The following is a 17,767-nucleotide window of genomic DNA, read 5'->3' as shown; positions in this document are numbered from 1 at the left end:
TGATGATCACACGAGCAAACGAGGCTGACAATGCGTCAGATCAGGAGAAACGGCAGAAAGGAGGGGCAAAAAAGGGGATCAGAAATTCCAGCGCAGGTTCAGGCACGCACCTTCATTGAGCAGGGCGATACCGTGGTCAGCCTGGGCACCGTCAGAGGCGTAGGATTTACCCGAATTGCGGGAGCGTACAAGGCCGAGGCTCAGAAGCCTGGAGCCAATGGCTGCAAAGGCATCACTGCGGTCTTCTTCAACATCGCCAGACATCCATTCCTGGAATTCGTAGATATCTTCGGGCGACATGGCACCATCACGCTCGGCCATCATGCGCTCCGACAGCATAGGCTCGGACAACACCGGCTCGGTCGCCTCTGCGCGTACCGCGAAGGCAACCAGGTTGAGCACCAGAAGAATCAGAAACAGACGGATAATCATGACAACACAACAGACCCGGGTTCGTTAAATTGGCCGAAAGGCTACTGTACGAAAGTCTAGTGATTATCCATGAAATTGATGTGAATTTGCACACAAATGCGCCAGCAATCTGGCGCATTTACGGCACTTTTTTGTCAAGAAATGATCAGTTATTTTGCATCCTGTAACATTTGCCCGGTAACCCGGGCAGCACTGATCACGGGCAGGGATAGGTGAACTCGGCGTGGATCGCCTCAATCGCAGCGACCAGGTCGTGGCTCAGGCTAATCTCCGCAGAACCGATGTTCTCCTTCAGCTGCTCCATGCTGGTGGCGCCGATGATATTACTGGTAACAAACTCCCGGCTGTTTACCCAGGCCAGCGCCATCTGCGCTGGCGACAGGCCATTCTGGTGCGCCAGCTCGCAATAGGCCCGGGTGGCGTCGGCAGCATGCTCTCCGGTGTACCGGCTGAAACGCTCATACAGGGTCAGCCGCGCCTTTTCCGGCCACTTGCCACCCAGGTACTTGCCGGTAAGCATGCCGAAGGCCAGCGGCGAATACGCCAGCAGCCCGGTGCCTTCACGGTGGGCAAACTCCGCCAGTCCGGATTCGAACGAACGGTTCAGCAGGCTGTACGGGTTCTGGATGGACACCACCCGGGGCCAGCCATTCTCGCGTGACAGCCGCAGGTATTCCATGGTGCCCCAGGGCGTCTCGTTCGACAGGCCCACGTGGCGTATTTTGCCCTCTTTGACCAGCTCGTCCAGGGCACCCAGGGTTTCCTCGATCGGCGTCATGGTTTCACTGGGGTTGCGCACATAACCCAGCTTGCCGAAGAAATTGGCGCTGCGGTCCGGCCAGTGCACCTGGTACAGGTCGATATAATCCGTTTGCAGGCGCTTCAGGCTGCTTTCACAGGCTTCACGGATGTGATCCCGGGTCAGCCTGGGGCCACCACGCAGGTGGCCCAGGCTATTACCGGGGCCTGCCACCTTGCTGGCAATCACCAGGTCATCCCGCTTGCCCCGGCTGGCCAGCCAGTTGCCCAGATAGGTTTCGGTCAGGCCCTGGGTTTCAGCCCGGGGCGGCACCGGGTACATCTCGGCGGCGTCGATAAAGTTGATGCCGGCGCCGGTGGCGTAGTCCAGCTGCTCAAACGCTTCCTGCTCGGTATTCTGTTCGCCCCAGGTCATGGTGCCCAGGCAAATCAGACTGACATCGATGTCGGTGTTTCCAAGTTTTCGCGTTTGCATGAATTCTCCTCGTTTTAATGAGAGATCAGTAACCACAATACGTAAAGGGATTGTCACAGGGCTGTCGCATTACTGTCATGGCCGGTTTCCATAGTGGAGGCATGACAGAAAAACCTTCAGGACAAGCCGTGACAGAACTCCCGCCAACTGACCGGCGCGCGCACCACATTACCATTGTTTCCGAGACGTTTCCGCCGGAAATCAATGGCGTGGCCAACACCATGAAGCACCTGTGCCAGGGACTGGTGCAGCGTGGGCATGTGGTTACGGTGGTTCGCCCTGGCCAGCGCCGGGAAGGCAAAGGCCTGTTCGACTGTAACGGCGACGGCCTGTGTTCCCGGCAGCTGATTGTTTCCGGCCTGCCCCTGCCCGGCTACAAAGACCTGCAGTTCGGCCTGTCCCGCCCCGCCACCCTGAAGAATTTGTGGCAGAACCACCGGCCGGATGCCGTTTACGTGGCAACCCAGGGGCCCCTCGGGATTGCCGCTGTGTCTGCTGCACGAAAACTGCAGATCCCGGTCATCTCCGGCTTCCACACCAACTTTCACAGCTACTCCCGCTACTACGGCGTGGGCGCACTGGAGCGCCTGCTGTGCGCCTACGGCCGCTGGTTCCATAACCGCACGGCCCTGACCCTGGTGCCAACCCGGAAAATGCAGGCGGTTACCCGCAGCATGGGCATCACCAACGCCGGCCTGTGGGCCCGGGGTGTGGATTGTCAGCGCTTTACTCCCCACAAGCGTGATGCAGGCCTGCGCAAGGGCTGGGGCCTGGGCGAAAACGACAAGGCCGTGCTCTATGTGGGGCGCCTGGCACTGGAAAAAAACATCCGCAAAGCCGTGGCCTGCTTCGAGCGCATCAAAGGCCTGCATGCCAGCGCCCGGTTTATCCTGGTGGGCGATGGGCCACTGCGGCGTCAGCTGGAAGAGCGACACCCGGACTACATTTTCTGTGGTACCCGGCAAGGCGACGACCTGGCCCGGCACTATGCCTCCGGCGACCTGTTCCTGTTCCCCAGTAAAACCGACACCTTCGGCAACGTAGTGCTGGAAGCCATGGCCAGCGGCCTGGCGGTGGTGGCGTTTGACGATGCTGCGGCGGCGGAACACATCCACCACGAGGAGAACGGCCTGAAAGCGCCGCTCACCGAAGACGAAAGCTTTATCAACAACGCCCTGCGACTGGCAGACCAACCCAGCCTGCTGCAACGGATACGGGCCCAGGCCCGGCTGGACGCACTGGAGCTGAGCTGGCACAGCCAGATAGAACAATTCGAACAACTGGTACTCAACCAACCTGCACAGGCCCGATACCATGGCGTCAACAAGCAAAGCATCCAGACTCTTTGAACTGGCCGACCAGCGTGAATACGCCCTGTGCCAGTCCATCAACCGCACCATTCGTTTCCGGCCGGTAAAAGGCTACTTCCAGCTGGTCAGCCGGCTGGGTGATGGCTGGTTCTGGTACGCACTGATTCTTGCCATACCCTTTATGGCACCGGCCCACGGCCAGAAAATCGCCGTACTGATGGCGTTTACCGGGCTGACCTGCACTATTAGCTATAAAGGCCTCAAGCACTGGCTGATCCGCGAGCGGCCATTTATTTCTTTCCCGGCCATCAACTGCGCTACACCACCGCTGGATCGCTACAGCTTCCCGTCGGGCCACACCCTGCACGCGGTGTGTTTCCAGGCCATGCTGTTTGCCACCCTTCCGGCGCTGGCCTGGGCCATCCTGCCGTTTACCCTGTCTGTAGCTGCTTCCAGGGTGGTGCTGGGGCTGCACTATCCGAGTGACGTGGCGGCCGGCGCCCTGATTGGCGGCCTGATGGGCTGGACTTCGGTACAGCTGTTCGGCGATCTGCTGCCGCTCAGTCAAACAGTCGCAGCTGGGTAACCGGCGCTTCGTCGTTGCGAAAACGCACCCCTACTCCCATCAACCGGACCGGACGATCCCGGTTGCTGACCAGTTCATCCAGCAACGGCTGGTAATCCTCCGGAGCGGGTTCCGCCACCGTGTCCCGCACCCGCTCCAGGGTGTGAGTCGAAAAATCGCTGTAACGGATTTTCACGAACAGTTTGTGGATGGGCTTGTCCCGGCCCTTGCGGGCCAGGCGCAGGTTGAGATCGGCCACCAGCGCCGGCATCACCGATTCACAGGCCTCCTTGCCCGGCAAATCCTGGGAGAAGGTGCGCTCTACGCTGACCGATTTCGCTACCCGCGACACCACCACCGGGCGCTCATCCCGGCCATGGGCCATCTCGAACAGCCGGTAGCCCTGCTTACCGAATTTCTCGATCAGCACATCGGCGCCTAAAGCCTGCATATCACCACAGGTTTCGACCCCCAGCGCGTGCAACTTGCCTGCCGTTACCTGGCCCACACCAAACAGTTTTTCCACCGGCAGCGCCTCTACAAACGCCTGCACCTCCTCCGGCGTGATCACAAACAGGCCGTCAGGCTTGCGCCAGTCGCTGGCAATCTTGGCCAGGAACTTGTTTGGTGCCACCCCGGCGGAAATGGTGATGCCCACCTCCCGCTTCACCCGCTCCCGCAGGTGCCGGGCCATCAGGGTGGCACTGCCTTTATGGTCGGTAATGTCGGAGACATCCAGGAAGGCTTCATCCAGCGACAGCGGCTCCACCAGGTCGGTCATATCACGAAGAATGGCCATCACCTGCTGGGAAACCGCCCGGTACTTGCCCAGGTCCGGTGGCACCATCACCAGCCCGGGGCACAGGCGCCGGGCTTCGCTGCCCGGCATGGCCGAGCGCACGCCAAAAGCCCGCGCCTTATAATTGCAGGTAGTCACCACACCACGGCCGCCAGCACCACCCACGGCCAGCGGAACGTCCCGCAAAGACGGGTCGTCACGCATCTCGACTGCGGCGTAAAAACAGTCGCAATCTACATGGATGATCTTGCGCTGGGCCATACAGGCAGGCTCACGTTAACAATCTGTACGTTTATACAGCCTTGTATCTTACGGTAACATGCCGAGAATGTCAGGAAACCCAGAACATAACCCGGTACATCACTGTGAGGCTCCATGACTAATCCCATCCCCGAGAACGATCGCACTGAAATCGAAGCGGCCGCCTTCCGCCGCCTGGTTGCGCACCTGCGCGAGCGCACCGACGTACAGAACATCGACCTGATGAACCTGTCCGGCTTCTGCCGCAACTGCCTGTCCAAGTGGTACCGCGCCGAAGCCGCCGAACGCGGGTTCGAGATCACAGACCCGGCCGCCCGTGAAGAAATCTACGGCATGCCTTACGAAGACTGGAAAGCGAAGTACCAGATCGGCCCGAAACAGGACCACAAATAATGAACGCTGCTGAAGCCGTTCGCATTCACCTGGCCTCCCTGCAGGGCGGCCACGCCAGTTTTGACGACACCCTGGCACTGATCGACCAGCACTTCGAGTTCCAGCCCACCGGATTCAACAACGGTCCGCTGCGTAACGAGGCCGGCGAGAACGCCGGTTCCTGCCGGGTGTTTGCCCTGGGCCAGTACTGCAACCTGAACGAAGCCGATACCCTGCAGCTGTTTGCCCAGCACTACCAGCAGGTACTGGGCGACCCGGCCGGCGACAGCCACGGCAACATCCGCCAGTTCATCAGCACCGGCTGGTCCGGAATCCGCTTTGACGGCCAGCCATTGCGCCCGAGAAACGAAACCAACTCGTAAAACACCAGGGAAGACTGCTATTCATGAGCGATACCGCCACCTCCGGGGTAAAACAGAGTTTCCAGCTGAAAAGCGCAAACGTCTCACTGACGGCCCTGGAGCTTTACTACTTCGACAACGAAGAATTCGAAGCCAACCTGCGGGACAAGATCAGCCAGGCACCGGGTTTCTTCAAAGACATCCCGCTGATCATCAGCCTGGAGAAATACGAAGGCCTGGACAGCGAACTGGATTTCTTCAAGATCATCGGTACCTGTCGCCGCCACAACATCCACGTGATTGGTGTTCGTGCCGGTAATGAAGACCAGCGCCGGCTGGCCCGGGGCGCTTCCCTGGCCCTGCTGCCAGGCGGTACGGTACGCGAAAAGCCACAAACGGCAGCCCCGGAACCGGAAGTCGCGGCCGAAGAGGCCCCGGTAGCTGAAGCGCCGGCCGCTGCGGTGTCAACCGCAGAACCGGCCCCGGCCCGCATCATCAGCCAGCCGGTGCGTTCCGGCCAGCAGGTGTATGCTCCGGAGGGAGACCTGATTATCCTGGCGCCGGTGCAGGCAGGTGCCGAAGTACTGGCCGCAGGCAATATTCACGTGTACGGCCCCCTGCGCGGGCGGGCACTGGCCGGTATCCACGGTGCCGAGAGCGCCCGGGTATTCTGCCAGTCACTTGAAGCGGAGCTTGTGTCCATCGCCGGACACTATAAAATCTCCGAAGATCTTCAGGACAATGGCTGGAAAAGCGCTGTGCAGATCCAGCTCAGGGACGACCTGCTGGTGGTAACGCCACTGGACAAGGCCTGATGTTGTGACAGCCAAAAACAACATATGAAGACATGACGAATCCACTGCGAAACAGGAATTGAACCTTGGCTAGAATCATTGTCGTTACCTCAGGAAAAGGCGGCGTTGGTAAAACCACCACCAGCGCTTCAATCAGCACCGGCCTTGCCAAGCGCGGCCACAAGACCGTCGTCATCGACTTCGATGTGGGCCTGCGTAACCTCGACCTGATCATGAATTGCGAACGCCGGGTGGTTTACGACTTCGTAAACGTGATCCAGGGCGAAGCCTCCCTGAACCAGGCGCTGATCAAGGATAAGCGGGTGGAAACCCTGTACATCCTGCCGGCTTCCCAGACCCGTGAAAAAGAAGCCCTCACCCGGGAAGGCGTAGAGAAAGTCATCAACGAGCTGTCGCAGACCTTCGATTACATCGTGTGCGACTCCCCGGCCGGCATCGAGCACGGCGCCCAGATGGCCCTGTACTATGCCGACGAAGCCATCGTGGTTACCAACCCGGAAGTGTCCTCGGTACGGGATTCTGATCGCATCCTGGGCATTCTGCAGAGCAAGTCCCGCCGTGCCGAAATGGGTCAGGACCCGGTGAAAGAACACCTGCTGCTGACCCGCTACAACCCGGACCGGGTAGACCGTGGCGAAATGCTGTCGGTAAAAGATGTTGAAGAAATCCTGGCCATCCCCCTGCTGGGCGTTATCCCGGAAAGCCAGGTGGTACTGAACGCCTCCAACCAGGGCCTTCCGGTGATCCTGGAAGAAAACAGCGATGCCGGCCAGGCCTATGACGACGCGGTAGCGCGGCTGCTGGGCGAAGACCGGGAGCACCGATTCATGACGGCCCAGAAAAAGGGTTTCTTCTCACGGATGTTCAAGGGGGGCTAAGGGATGAGTTTTCTGGATTACTTCAGAAGCAAGAAGAACAACACCGCGAGCGTGGCCAAGGAACGCCTGCAGATCATCGTGGCCCACGAGCGGGGCCAGCGCGACATGCCGGATTACCTGCCGCAGCTGCAGCAGGAACTGCTGGATGTGATTCGCAAATACGTGCAGATCAGCGACGACATGGTCCAGGTAGATGTGGACCGTAACGAAAGCTGTTCGGTACTGGAACTGAACGTCACCCTGCCGGAGAAATAATGGCAGCGCCCGCGTTACCAGCGGGCGAAGTGATCTTCCACCAATCCCCGTAGCCCGGCTACGGGGATTTTTTTACCCGCTTCATCCGTCACCGTACCGCTAAAGGTGCCGGCAAACTGCCGGAAGTTGGATGCCAGCACCCAGGCATTCAGCCGCTCCTTGCGCACGCCAGCCGGCTCAAAGGCCAGGTCTACCCGGCCGTCCCCGGTGGTTACCCGCCATTCACTACCGGCCCGATACCGGTCGAACACAAAGCGGGCTGCCCCCAGCTTGATACGCTGGCCATCCAGCCACAGAGCGTTTTCTGTCATACCGGTTTCGTTCACCCCCGCGGCCAGGTTCAGGCCGATGGACGTGCCATCTTCGGCCACACCGGCCAGGCAGGCCCAGTTCCAGGCGGTTTCCCGGCGCATAAAACCACAACTCCAGTCGATGGACGCCCGGGTTTGCTCGTCACAGCGCCACGCCTGCCCGCCCCAGCGTACCTCCCCATCCACCGCCAGCCCGGCGGATTTCCGGGTAAACACCCAGCCGTTGTAGCCGGCCGGGCACACCAGCCGCAGGGGCTGGTCGGTATCCTGCAGCGTCAGGTCTACCCGGATTGTTCCCGGTGCTGTCACCTGTACCTTGCGGCCGCCCTCCGTCGGCTCGATGGCAAGGCTCACCTCGCCCTTGCGAAAGCAGGACGCGCCATGCTCCGGAAAAGGCTCGATCACGGTGTGCCGGGCCAACGGCTGCATGAACGATTGTTCGAACATCTGCCCGCTCTCGAAATCGAACAGGTAGAAAAACCCGCTGCCCAGCAGCTTCAGGTCCACAATCGCCATGCCGAACACCCAGCCCGGCGCCATGGCACTGACAAACTGGAACTGGTTGAACCGCCAGCGCTTTGCCAGCCGGGACCGCGGCTTGTCCATCACCGTACGCAGGTCGTAATCCAGGTAATTGATGGTTTCCACCGGCTGGTCCAGAACCCCGGGGGTAAACCGCCCCTTTGCGTCGATCAGTGTTTGTTTTGTCATATTTTCCGTCAGATCAGGCCAATTGCGCCCTCGGGCGATTCAGTAAGTTACCTGGTTCACAAACCCTTGTTCCGGCACCAAAGGCCGCGAGGGCTCCGTGATAGACTGCCGCCAACTTCCTCATCAAAGTGTAGCTTATGCTGTTTATCAGAGCCCTTGGCTTCAGGGCCTCCTTGATCAGTCTGGCCGGCCTTGTTACCGGCATTGTCCTGTCTGCCCCCGCCACAGGCGCCGAAACGGGCAACCTGCCGGCCATCGACGCCGCGCAATGGGCCCTGCAGAAAGAAGTCGACAACATTCGCATCTACACAATGGACCAGCCCGGTTCCGGCTTCCAGGCCTTCAAAGCCGTAGCCGAACTGGACGCCCCTGTCGAAAACCTGATGGCGGTCATGATCAACCCGGAATCCTGCGAGGAATGGGTGCTCAACTGCTCGGAATCCTATGCCTTCGGCCAGGGAGATTTCCACGACCGCTACGCCTACTCGGTAAACGACATGCCCTGGCCGGTAACCGACCGGGACTATGTTCTGCGCATCCGCACCCGGGGCGATGCCGACACCGGCCAGGTCATCATGGACCTGAACGCCACTCCGGGCATGCGGGCCGAGTACAGCAGCCGGGTGCGGGTTGACGTATCCAATACCCTCTACCAGTTCACGCCCCGGGGCGAGCGCACCCACATGGTGTGGGTACAGCACACCGAGCCCAACGGCTCCCTGCCCGGCTGGCTGGTGAACAACCTCCTGGTGGATATCCCCGTCAAGTCCATGCAGGCGCTGGAGGCAGTGGCTCAGTCTGACAAGTATCAGGGCTACCGGCTGGAATGGGCCGAAGAGGGCAACCTGCAAGGCGTTGTGCCTGACAACCGCTGACCGGCGCACAAACAAGGGTGACGGCAGGCCACGGAACGGCTAAGCTTTCAGCAAAAGCACCGCAAATGGAAGACGCCTGCCAATGACTGTTCTCGCCCATGAGATCATGACCCCCACCATCAAAGCCGTCCCCCACCACTGGACCATGGACAGGCTGGCCCGATTCCTCACCGATAACGAAATTACCGGCAGCCCGGTAACCGATGACAACGGCGATATCATCGGCATTGCCACCCTCAAAGACATCACCGAATTCCGCTGGAATGCTGCCCGCTCCGGAGATCAGCCCAAGCTCACCGAAGAAGAGCAGGAAGAAGCCCGGCGGCTGCGCATGGTGATTTTCGAAGAAATGGGCAAGGTACCGGTGGAAGTGCGCGATATCATGACACCGATCGTACTCTCGGTTGACGAGGACACCCCGGTGCGAGACATTGCCAACATCATGATGCGCGAGCACCTGCACCGGATCTTTGTCACCCGGGATTCAAAAATCACCGGCATCATTACTACCTACGACATGCTGAAGCTGGTTTCCGACCAGGAACTGAGCCGGCGCTGCGCCGAGAACGACTGAGCCACCAGAGAGGTAACTCACCCTATGCCCAGAGCACCGCAAGCTCGCAAGAAAATGTACGTCCTCGACACCAATGTCCTGATCCACGATCCGAATGCCCTCCTGAACTTTGAAGAACACGATGTCATCATTCCGATGACCGTCCTCGAAGAACTCGACAGCCTGAAGTCCGGCAAACAGACCGTTGCCGCCGACTGCCGCCAGGCCATTCGCAACATCGACAAACTGCTGGGCGATGCCAGCCCGAAGGACATTGAAAAAGGCGTACCCATTCTGCGCGGCAAAAAAGCGGACCCACTGGGTAGCCTGTCGATCATCATGAGTACCGAGGGTGCCGGCACCCATTCGCTACCCGAACACCTGAACGACAACAAGATCATCAACACCCTGGCGGCCCTGCAGGCCCGGCACAAATCCCGCGACATCATCCTGGTCAGCAAAGACATCAACATGCGGCTGAAAGCCCGGGGCTTTGGCGTAGAAGCCCAGGACTACCACAACGACCAGCTGCTGGACGACATCGACCTGCTGCCCAGGGGCTACAAGGAATTTCCGAATTCCTTCTGGGACAACATCGCCAAGGTGGAAACCGTACAGCGGGAAGGGGTGACCGAACACCTGCTTAAACGGGAAGGCGAACTGGCCAGGCTGAACATCAACGAGTTTGTGATTGATGAGCGGGGCTTTATCGGCCAGGTGGTGGATATCTCCGATGATCAGCTGGTGATCAAAGACCTGCACCAGCACGACCTGATGAACGAAGAAGTCTGGGGCCTGGTACCCAGGGACATCTACCAGGCCATGGCCCTGCACCTGCTGCTGGACCCGGATATCCACCTGGTGAACCTGACCGGTTCTGCCGGCTCCGGTAAAACCATCCTGGCCCTGGCGGCCTGCATTGAAATGACCGTAGCCAGCAAGCTGTACAAGCGCATCATCGCCACCCGATCTACCCAGGGACTGGACGAAGATATCGGCTTTTTGCCGGGCACCGAGGCGGAAAAAATGGAGCCCTGGCTGGGCGCCATCGTGGACAACCTTGAAGCCCTGCATGAAGACGACGAGAACATGACTGCCAGCGTGGATTACATCCTCAGTAAGGTGCCCCTGCACTTCAAATCCATGAACTACATCCGGGGCCGCAGCTTCCAGCACAGCCTGATCATCATTGATGAATCCCAGAACCTGACCCCGCACCAGATCAAGACCATCATCACCCGGGCCGGTAACGGCTCCAAGGTGATCTGCCTGGGTAACCTGGCGCAGATCGACACCCCGTACCTGAGCCCCCTGAGCTCCGGCCTGACCTACATGACCGAACGCTTCAAGGGCTTCCGCCATGGCGGCCACATCCACCTTCAGGGTGTACCGCGCTCGGTACTGGCGGAGTTCGCCGAAGCCAACCTCTGATCATGGCATTTGAGGCCAACCATGTTGGCCTCGAAGGTCAATTCAGAATCCTGTCTTGCGGTATATTGTCTCTGCTATAAAAACACCAAAAAACAAAGGGGATAGCGTTAATGGCCAGACACATAGCCTCAGACATCGTAATTGCCGGAGGCGGCCTGGCCGGCATTGTCACCGCCCTGGAAGCCCTGCGGGCCGGCAAAACCGTGACCATTGTCGACCGGGACACTCCGGAGCGCCTTGGCGGGCTTGCACTCTGGGCCTTTGGCGGCATGGCGCTGATCGACACCCCCCTGCAACGGCGCATGAAAATTGCCGATTCCCCGGAGCGGGCCCTGCAAGACTGGATAAGCTTCGGGGAGCTGGACCCGACCGACGAGTGGCCCATGCAGTGGGCCCGCTATTACGTGGAAAACTCCCGCACCGAGGTGCACGACTGGCTGATCGACGAAGGCCTGAAATTCATGCCGGCGGTCAACTGGGTAGAACGCGGCCGGTTTGGTGACGGCAACTCCGTACCCCGCTACCACATAGTCTGGGGCACGTCCCGGGAACTGACCCGCCGCATGATCAATGCCCTGCACAACGCCGACACCCAACATGGCCTGACCATCCTGCACGGCCACAAGGTAACGGCCCTGGAGCAACAGGCGGGCAACATCAGCGGCGCCGTCGCCATCAAGGAATCCACCGGCGAGGAAGTCCGGCTGAGCGCACCCACCGTGGTACTGGCCATGGGTGGCATCAACGGCAGCCATGCCGAATGCAGGGCCAACTGGCCCGAAAACCGACCACAACCGGCCACCCTGCTCAATGGCGCCCACCCCTTTGCCGACGGCAAGCTGCACCACTGGGCCGAAGACCACCTGGGGGCCAAAATCACCCACGCCGGCGAAATGTGGAGCTACGCAGCAGGCTTTCCCCACCCCTACCCGCACTTTCCCGGCCACGGTCTGTCGACCATTCCGTGCAAATCCGCCCTGTGGCTGAACCATCGTGGTGAGCGCATCGGGCCGGAGCCCCTGGTAACCGGTTTCGACACCCACTGGCTGTGCCAGCGCGTAGCGGAGCAGGAAAAGCCCTGGACCTGGCACCTGCTGAACCGGCGCATTGCCCTGAAAGAATTTGCCATCTCCGGCGCCGAGCACAACGCCCGCATACGCGACAAGCAGTTCCCGCTGTTCCTGAAAGAACTGCTGTTGGGCAACAAACCGCTGGTCAACCAGATGGCCCACGAAAGCCCGCACTTCCTGGTGGACGACAGCCTGGAAGGACTGGCAGAGAAAATGAACGCGCTCACCTGCTCGCTGGACATCACCCCGGCCACCCTGAAAGCCACCGCCGATGCCTTCGACGCCAACTTCAGCAAGGGCAGCCAGCTGAATAACGACGCGCAAATCCGCAAGATCCTGCATGCTCGCCAGTGGGGGCCAGACAAGCTGCGCACCTGCAAGCCGGCACCGCTGCAGAAGCCCGGCGCGGGGCCGTTTATTGCCATCCACATGCAGCTGACCACCCGGAAAAGCCTGGGCGGTCTGCGTACCGACCTGCAAAGCCGGGTTCTGGACGCCAGCGGCCAGCCGGTCAGCGGGCTTTACTGTGTAGGCGAAGCCGCAGGCTTTGGTGGTGGTGGCGCCAATGGTAAACGATCACTGGAAGGCACCTTCCTGCCCGGCTGCATCATGACCGCCCGGGCGGCGGCAAGGTCCATCGTCAGCGGCCGTTAAGTAACCGACTATCAAACGAAAACAAGAATCCGACAGGATCAGGAGAGAGAACATGCCAAACGGCGCCCAAGCCTTGATGAAAACACTGGTCGATGCCGGCATTGAAGTCTGCTTTACCAACCCCGGCACCAGCGAGATGCACTTTGTGGCCGCGCTGGACAGCGAACCAAAAATGCGCGCCGTGCTGGCCCTGTTTGAAGGCGTAGCCACCGGTGCCGCCGACGGCTACGCCCGCATGGCCGACAAGCCGGCAGCTACGCTGCTGCACCTGGGCTGCGGCCTGGGCAATGGCCTGGCCAACCTGCACAATGCCCGCAAAGGCAAGGTGCCGGTGGTGAACATTGTCGGCGACCACGCCACCTATCACGTGAAGTACGATGCCCAGTTGCAATCCGATATCGAAACCGTGGCCCGCAACGTGTCTCCGGGCTTTGTGCGCACCTCTCAAAGCACCGAAGCCCTGTGCCAGGACGCCGCCGAAGCCATCGCAGTGGCCAAGGGCCTGCCGGGGCAGGTAGCGACCCTGATCCTGCCCGCCGATGTATCCTGGGGCGAAGGCGGCCAACCCTGTGCGCCACTGCCACAGCCGGAAGCCCGGGCGGCGGACGATACCGCCGTTCAGGCGGTAAAAGACGCCATCGCCAGTGGCCGGAAAACCGCCCTGTTACTCGGTGGCCGCGCCCTGCGCGAGCCGGCATTGATGGCCGCAGCACGCATTGCCGCCCACAGTGGCGTTACCCTGTTTGCCGAAACCTTCCCGACCCGAATTGAACGGGGGGCCGGCTTGCCGCCGGTGGAGCGGATTGCCTACCTGGCTGAACTGGCCACCCTGCAGCTGTCTGAATTCGACCACCTGGTGCTGGTAGACGCCAAGGCGCCGGTGTCGTTCTTTGGCTACCCCGGCAAGCAGAGTTACCTGGTGCCTGACAACTGCACTGCCCACACTCTCAGTACTCCGGAGCAAGACGCCGCCGCAAGCCTGAACAAACTGGCTGAAGCCCTGGGCGCTGCCGGTGCCGAGCCCAGGCTGCAGGCCGAAGACCGGCCGGGACTGCCCAAGGGCAAGCTGACCGCTGAAAAAGTGTGCCGGGCCATGGGCGAACTGATGCCGGAGAACAGCATCATCGTGGATGAATCCATCACCTCCGGGTTGATGCTCAACGCCATGACTGCAGGCGCTCCGCGCCACGACATGATCACCCTCACCGGTGGCGCCATCGGCCAGGGCCTGCCCAACGCCGTGGGCGCCGCTATCGCCTGCCCGGACCGGCCGGTGTTCGCCCTGATCGGCGACGGCACCGCCATGTACACCATCCAGGCCCTGTGGACCATGGCGAGGGAAAACCTGAACGTGACCAGCATCATCTTCAACAACGCCTCCTACTCCATCCTGAACGTGGAGCTGGAACGAGTAGGCGCAGAAGAAGCCGGCGCCAAGGCAAAGTCCCAGCTGGACATCAGCGGGCCGGTCACCCACTACGCCCAGCTGGCCCAGAGCATGGGTGTGCACGGTGTGCGAGTGCGCACGGCGGAAGAGTTGATCAAAGCCATGGAGTACGCCCAGGCGCACCCCGGGCCGCACCTCATTGAAGCAGTGGTGCCGGAATCGCTGAATGGCGTTAAACGGAAAGTACTGCCCTGGCTGCTGAAGTCGCTGCCGAGCTTGCCACGGCCACTGACCAAGGCACTAAAGAAGAAGATTGCGCCCTGAGGGGCGCTAATCCTTGAACTGGGCCTTGTCCAGGCCGTGCTTCTTCATCTTGTCGTACAGGGTTTTGCGGGCAATTCCCAGCTGAAGCATAGTGTCTTTGATACTGCCATGGCTGGCGTTGAGCGCGCTGACGATGGCCGTGCGTTCAAACCCGTCCATCATCTCGGATAGTGTCTGACGCCCGGACAGGTTGCCCTGTTCGGAACTGTCACCACCATCCAGGGCTGCCGGCCCCAGCAGCACGTAACGCTCCGCCAGGTTCCGCAGTTCCCGCACGTTGCCCGGCCAGGAGTGCTGCATCAGGCGGGCCGCCTGGCGGGCATCCAGCGGAACGCTCTCCCGGTCGTAACGGGCGGCGGCAATCAGGGCAAAGTGGTGAAACAGCGTGGGAATGTCTTCCTTGCGCTCCCGCAGGGGCGGAATATCCACCTTCACCACATTCAGCCGGTAGTAGAGATCAGACCGGAACGCGCCCTCATCGCTGAGCTGTTTCAGGTCGGCCTTGGTGGCGGCAATAATGCGCACATCCACATCTATTGACTGGTTGCTGCCCAGCCGCTCCACCCGCAATTCCTCAAGCACCCGAAGCAGTTTCACCTGCAGCGCCATGGGCATGCTTTCCACTTCATCCAGGAACAAGGTGCCCCGGTGGGCATGCTCAATCTTGCCAATCCTCCGCTTCTCGGCGCCGGTGAAGGCCCCCGCTTCGTGGCCGAACAGTTCGCTCTCGATCAGGTTTTCGGGCACCGCGCCGCAGTTGATGGCAACAAAGTTGTGGGCACTGCGGGGGCTGCTTTCGTGAATGTACCGGGCCAGGGCATCCTTACCGGAACCGGTTTCACCATGCAGCAGCACGTTTGCGGAAATATCCAGGATCGGCCCGATTGTCGACATTACCGCCTGCATCGCCGGCGAATCACCCAAAACCCGCGGCCCGGGCTTGGCCAGCTGCCGCAACTGGGCCTTCAGGCGCCGGTTTTCCAGTGCCAGGTGCCGTTTTTCCAGGGCGTGCCGCAGCAGTTCGATCAGCTCATCGTGGTCAAAGGGCTTTTCAATGAAGTCATAGGCCCCCTGCTGCATGGCCGACACCGCCGTGCTGATATCGCCCTGGCCGGTGAGCAGAATCACCGGGATGTCTTCATCAATCTTCCGTACCTCGTGCAACAGCTGCATGCCATCCATGCCCGGCATGTTGTAGTCGCACAGGACGATGCCTTCGAACTCCGGCTGCACCAGCTTCAGCGCCGATGCACCGTCGGCAAAACAGGCCACCGGGATATCTTCCAGGGTGAGGGTCTGCTCCATCACCGGCCGGATATCCGGGTCATCATCCACAAAAATCACTGATGGTATTGTCATCCCTCTGCCTTACGCTGTTTCAGTGTCAGAACAAACTCCGCCCCGGGGCCGTCGACCCGGTTCTGGCCGGTCAGGCTGCCGCCAAGTGCTTCGACAATCTGCCGGGAGATCGACAGGCCGAGCCCCAGCCCCTGCTTGACCGATCGGGTGGTAAAGAACGGCTCGAACACCTGCTCGGAATTACCCGGCAAGCCATGGCCGTTATCCTTCACCACGCAGCGCCAGTCGTCGCCTTCATCGGCAACCAGGATATCAATCTGCGGTTGCTCGCAGCCTTCCACCGCCTGGACCGCATTGGCCAGCAGGTTAACCATCACCTGCTCCACCCGGATCAGGTCACCGTGGCACATCACCGGGTTGTCCGGTCGCTGCCAGCGAATGTTGATGCCCTCGCTGGCGTTCTGGGCGCGGATAATCTTCAGCGCTGCATCAATCGGCAGGCGCAGGTCCACCACCGACGGCGGCCCCTCGGACTTGCGGGCGAACACCTTGAACTGCCGGATCAGCTCCGCCATCTTGTCGCACAGGCCAACAATCTCGCCCAGGTTGGCATCCACCATATCGGTGGCACCCCGCTCCAGGAATTTCCGGCTGTTACGGGCATAGGCCTGGATCGCCGTCAGGGGCTGGTTGATTTCATGGTTCAGGCCAGCCGACATCTGCCCCAGCACCGCCAGCTTGGCGGCCTGGATCAGCTCCTGCTGGGTTTCACGGAGGTCTGCGGTGCGCTGGGCAACCCGGCGCTCCAGCTGTTCACCCCTGAGCGCCAGCTCCCGCTCCCGGCGGTAACGCTCTCGCAGGTACAGCCAGGTCAAGAAACAGGCCAGGAACAGGGCCAGGCCACCGGCCATAAACCCGATGCGGGTCCACAGTATTGGCCGGGTGTCGGTCAGCACCAGCAGACTCCAGTCCAGCCGGGGCAAACCGGTTTCAACCGTCAGGTAGGTTCCGGGCTTGTCACTTTCCCTTAACCGGATGCGGGCTGACTCGTCCGCCAGCCCCCAGGGCTTGCCCTGCTCCACAAAATCAACGGGCTTCAGCGCCCGCTCGGGATAACGCTGGCGAACCCTGGCATTCTCTTCGGCATCATCCGTCGGCCTGAAATCCCGGTAGAGCCAGTCCGTCCGGCTGGACAAAAAGCTGATACCGTCGCCGTCCAGCACCACCATCTCCGCCTGCTGACGGGATTCCGGGCGGTGCCACTGGGATTCCAGCTCGTGTACCAGAACCTTGATAGCCACCACCCCCAGCATATTGCCGCGCTGGTCACGAACCGGGTTGGTAAAGTACAACCCCCGCTCCGAGGAGATCTTACCCAGGGCGAAGTAGGCCACGGAGCCGCCGGTGGCAACCGCTTCTGAAAAATACGGCCGGAAGGCGTAATTGTTGCCCACAAAGGTATTTGGCTGGCCAAAATTGTTGGCCGCAATGGTCATCCCGGTCAGGTCCATCAGGTAGATATCGGAGCCGCCCACAATGGTGGCCATCCGCTGCATCTGCTCGTTGGCCCGGAGCAGGGTAACGGCGTTATCCGGCTCTTTCAGGGCGTCCGCCAGCAGGGGGTGTTCGGCAATCAGGGCAGGAACCGGCAGGTAGCGGTTAAGCTCGTTGGCCACCAGCTGGCGATAACGAAAGGCTTCCTGCAGGCTGTCCTGCTCCAGTTGCCGGTAACCAAACCAGCCCCCGAGCAGCCAGGACAGCAGCAGGGTAACAATCAGAACAACCGTAATGCTGATCCGGTTAAGCATGGGTTCGGATTCCGGCAAAGCCTCTAGACTAGCGCCGGAATCCGGGCAGGACAACAGGCCG

General features: G+C 60.7%; 18 protein-coding genes. 12 read left to right on the top strand and 6 right to left on the bottom strand.

Going from position 1 to position 17,767, the window contains the following annotated elements:
* Nucleotides 1–78: 78 nt before the first annotated feature.
* Both H3Z84_RS03330 and H3Z84_RS03325 read right to left on the bottom strand, forming a co-directional pair.
* Nucleotides 79–432 carry a hypothetical protein gene (locus H3Z84_RS03330; RefSeq protein WP_199456273.1) on the bottom strand — a complete coding sequence of 118 codons (354 nt, stop codon included), beginning with the start codon at nt 430–432 and terminating at the stop codon, nt 79–81.
* Between the two features lie 196 nt (nt 433–628).
* Nucleotides 629–1,666 carry an NADP(H)-dependent aldo-keto reductase gene (locus H3Z84_RS03325; protein ID WP_199456271.1) on the bottom strand — a complete coding sequence of 346 codons (1,038 nt, stop codon included), beginning with the start codon at nt 1,664–1,666 and terminating at the stop codon, nt 629–631.
* 101 nt (nt 1,667–1,767) lie between these two features.
* On the opposite strand from H3Z84_RS03325, the gene H3Z84_RS03320 reads away from it, so the two are divergent.
* Both H3Z84_RS03320 and H3Z84_RS03315 read left to right on the top strand, forming a co-directional pair.
* Entirely contained in the window at nt 1,768–3,015 is a 1,248-nt protein-coding gene (locus H3Z84_RS03320) for a glycosyltransferase family 4 protein (RefSeq protein WP_199456269.1), read from the top strand.
* Nucleotides 2,981–3,562, top strand: a complete 582-nt coding sequence (locus H3Z84_RS03315; protein WP_199456267.1) for a phosphatase PAP2 family protein — start codon at nt 2,981–2,983, stop codon at nt 3,560–3,562. The genes H3Z84_RS03320 and H3Z84_RS03315 overlap by 35 nt, the downstream gene beginning before the upstream one ends.
* Here the strand turns inward: H3Z84_RS03315 and dinB are convergent.
* Nucleotides 3,537–4,601, bottom strand: a complete 1,065-nt coding sequence (dinB, locus tag H3Z84_RS03310; protein ID WP_199456266.1) for a DNA polymerase IV — start codon at nt 4,599–4,601, stop codon at nt 3,537–3,539. The genes H3Z84_RS03315 and dinB overlap by 26 nt on opposite strands.
* Nucleotides 4,602–4,715: 114 nt before the next feature.
* Here dinB and H3Z84_RS03305 point away from each other — a divergent pair, with 114 nt between their 5' ends.
* From H3Z84_RS03305 to minE, 5 genes are all read left to right on the top strand, one after another.
* Nucleotides 4,716–4,994 (top strand): DUF1244 domain-containing protein, encoded by a 279-nt coding sequence (locus H3Z84_RS03305; RefSeq protein ID WP_058340325.1) that lies wholly within the window; start codon nt 4,716–4,718, stop codon nt 4,992–4,994.
* Nucleotides 4,994–5,356: a HopJ type III effector protein gene (locus tag H3Z84_RS03300; protein WP_058340326.1), complete on the top strand. Its 363-nt coding sequence runs from the start codon at nt 4,994–4,996 to the stop codon at nt 5,354–5,356. The genes H3Z84_RS03305 and H3Z84_RS03300 overlap by 1 nt, the downstream gene beginning before the upstream one ends.
* Before the next feature lie 23 nt (nt 5,357–5,379).
* Nucleotides 5,380–6,150, top strand: coding sequence for a septum site-determining protein MinC (gene minC / locus H3Z84_RS03295; protein ID WP_199456264.1), 771 nt, complete (start codon nt 5,380–5,382; stop codon nt 6,148–6,150).
* 65 nt (nt 6,151–6,215) lie between these two features.
* Nucleotides 6,216–7,028, top strand: coding sequence for a septum site-determining protein MinD (gene minD, locus H3Z84_RS03290; RefSeq protein ID WP_094624646.1), 813 nt, complete (start codon nt 6,216–6,218; stop codon nt 7,026–7,028).
* Nucleotides 7,029–7,031: 3 nt separating this feature from the next.
* Nucleotides 7,032–7,283 (top strand): cell division topological specificity factor MinE, encoded by a 252-nt coding sequence (gene minE, locus H3Z84_RS03285; protein ID WP_094624645.1) that lies wholly within the window; start codon nt 7,032–7,034, stop codon nt 7,281–7,283.
* 14 nt (nt 7,284–7,297) lie between these two features.
* Here minE and H3Z84_RS03280 read toward each other — a convergent pair whose 3' ends face one another.
* Nucleotides 7,298–8,305 (bottom strand): DUF2804 domain-containing protein, encoded by a 1,008-nt coding sequence (locus H3Z84_RS03280; RefSeq protein WP_199456262.1) that lies wholly within the window; start codon nt 8,303–8,305, stop codon nt 7,298–7,300.
* Between the two features lie 137 nt (nt 8,306–8,442).
* Here H3Z84_RS03280 and H3Z84_RS03275 point away from each other — a divergent pair, with 137 nt between their 5' ends.
* The 5 genes from H3Z84_RS03275 to H3Z84_RS03255 all read left to right on the top strand — a co-directional run bounded on the left by H3Z84_RS03275 (nt 8,443) and on the right by H3Z84_RS03255 (nt 14,599).
* On the top strand, nt 8,443–9,180 hold the full coding sequence (locus H3Z84_RS03275) for an START domain-containing protein (protein WP_199456260.1): 738 nt from the start codon (nt 8,443–8,445) through the stop codon (nt 9,178–9,180).
* 82 nt (nt 9,181–9,262) lie between these two features.
* Nucleotides 9,263–9,754 carry an HPP family protein gene (locus H3Z84_RS03270; protein WP_058340332.1) on the top strand — a complete coding sequence of 164 codons (492 nt, stop codon included), beginning with the start codon at nt 9,263–9,265 and terminating at the stop codon, nt 9,752–9,754.
* 24 nt (nt 9,755–9,778) lie between these two features.
* Nucleotides 9,779–11,164, top strand: coding sequence for a PhoH family protein (locus tag H3Z84_RS03265; RefSeq protein ID WP_206768803.1), 1,386 nt, complete (start codon nt 9,779–9,781; stop codon nt 11,162–11,164).
* 110 nt (nt 11,165–11,274) lie between these two features.
* Entirely contained in the window at nt 11,275–12,888 is a 1,614-nt protein-coding gene (locus H3Z84_RS03260) for an FAD-dependent oxidoreductase (protein ID WP_199456258.1), read from the top strand.
* 52 nt (nt 12,889–12,940) lie between these two features.
* Complete coding sequence (locus H3Z84_RS03255) at nt 12,941–14,599, top strand: acetolactate synthase large subunit (protein ID WP_199456256.1); 1,659 nt, start codon at nt 12,941–12,943, stop codon at nt 14,597–14,599.
* 6 nt (nt 14,600–14,605) lie between these two features.
* Here H3Z84_RS03255 and H3Z84_RS03250 read toward each other — a convergent pair whose 3' ends face one another.
* The gene (locus H3Z84_RS03250; protein WP_199456254.1) at nt 14,606–15,958 is read right to left on the bottom strand and encodes a sigma-54-dependent transcriptional regulator; all 1,353 of its coding nucleotides are present in this window, start codon (nt 15,956–15,958) and stop codon (nt 14,606–14,608) included.
* Entirely contained in the window at nt 15,955–17,706 is a 1,752-nt protein-coding gene (locus tag H3Z84_RS03245; RefSeq protein WP_199456457.1) for a sensor histidine kinase, read from the bottom strand. Before H3Z84_RS03245 ends, H3Z84_RS03250 begins: the two co-directional genes overlap by 4 nt.
* Nucleotides 17,707–17,767: the final 61 nt, after the last annotated feature.

The organism is Marinobacter sp. bablab_jr003, assembly GCF_016464245.1.
GTDB classification, from domain to species: Bacteria; Pseudomonadota; Gammaproteobacteria; order Pseudomonadales; family Oleiphilaceae; genus Marinobacter; species Marinobacter vinifirmus.
This window is presented reverse-complemented; position numbering and strand designations above follow the sequence as displayed.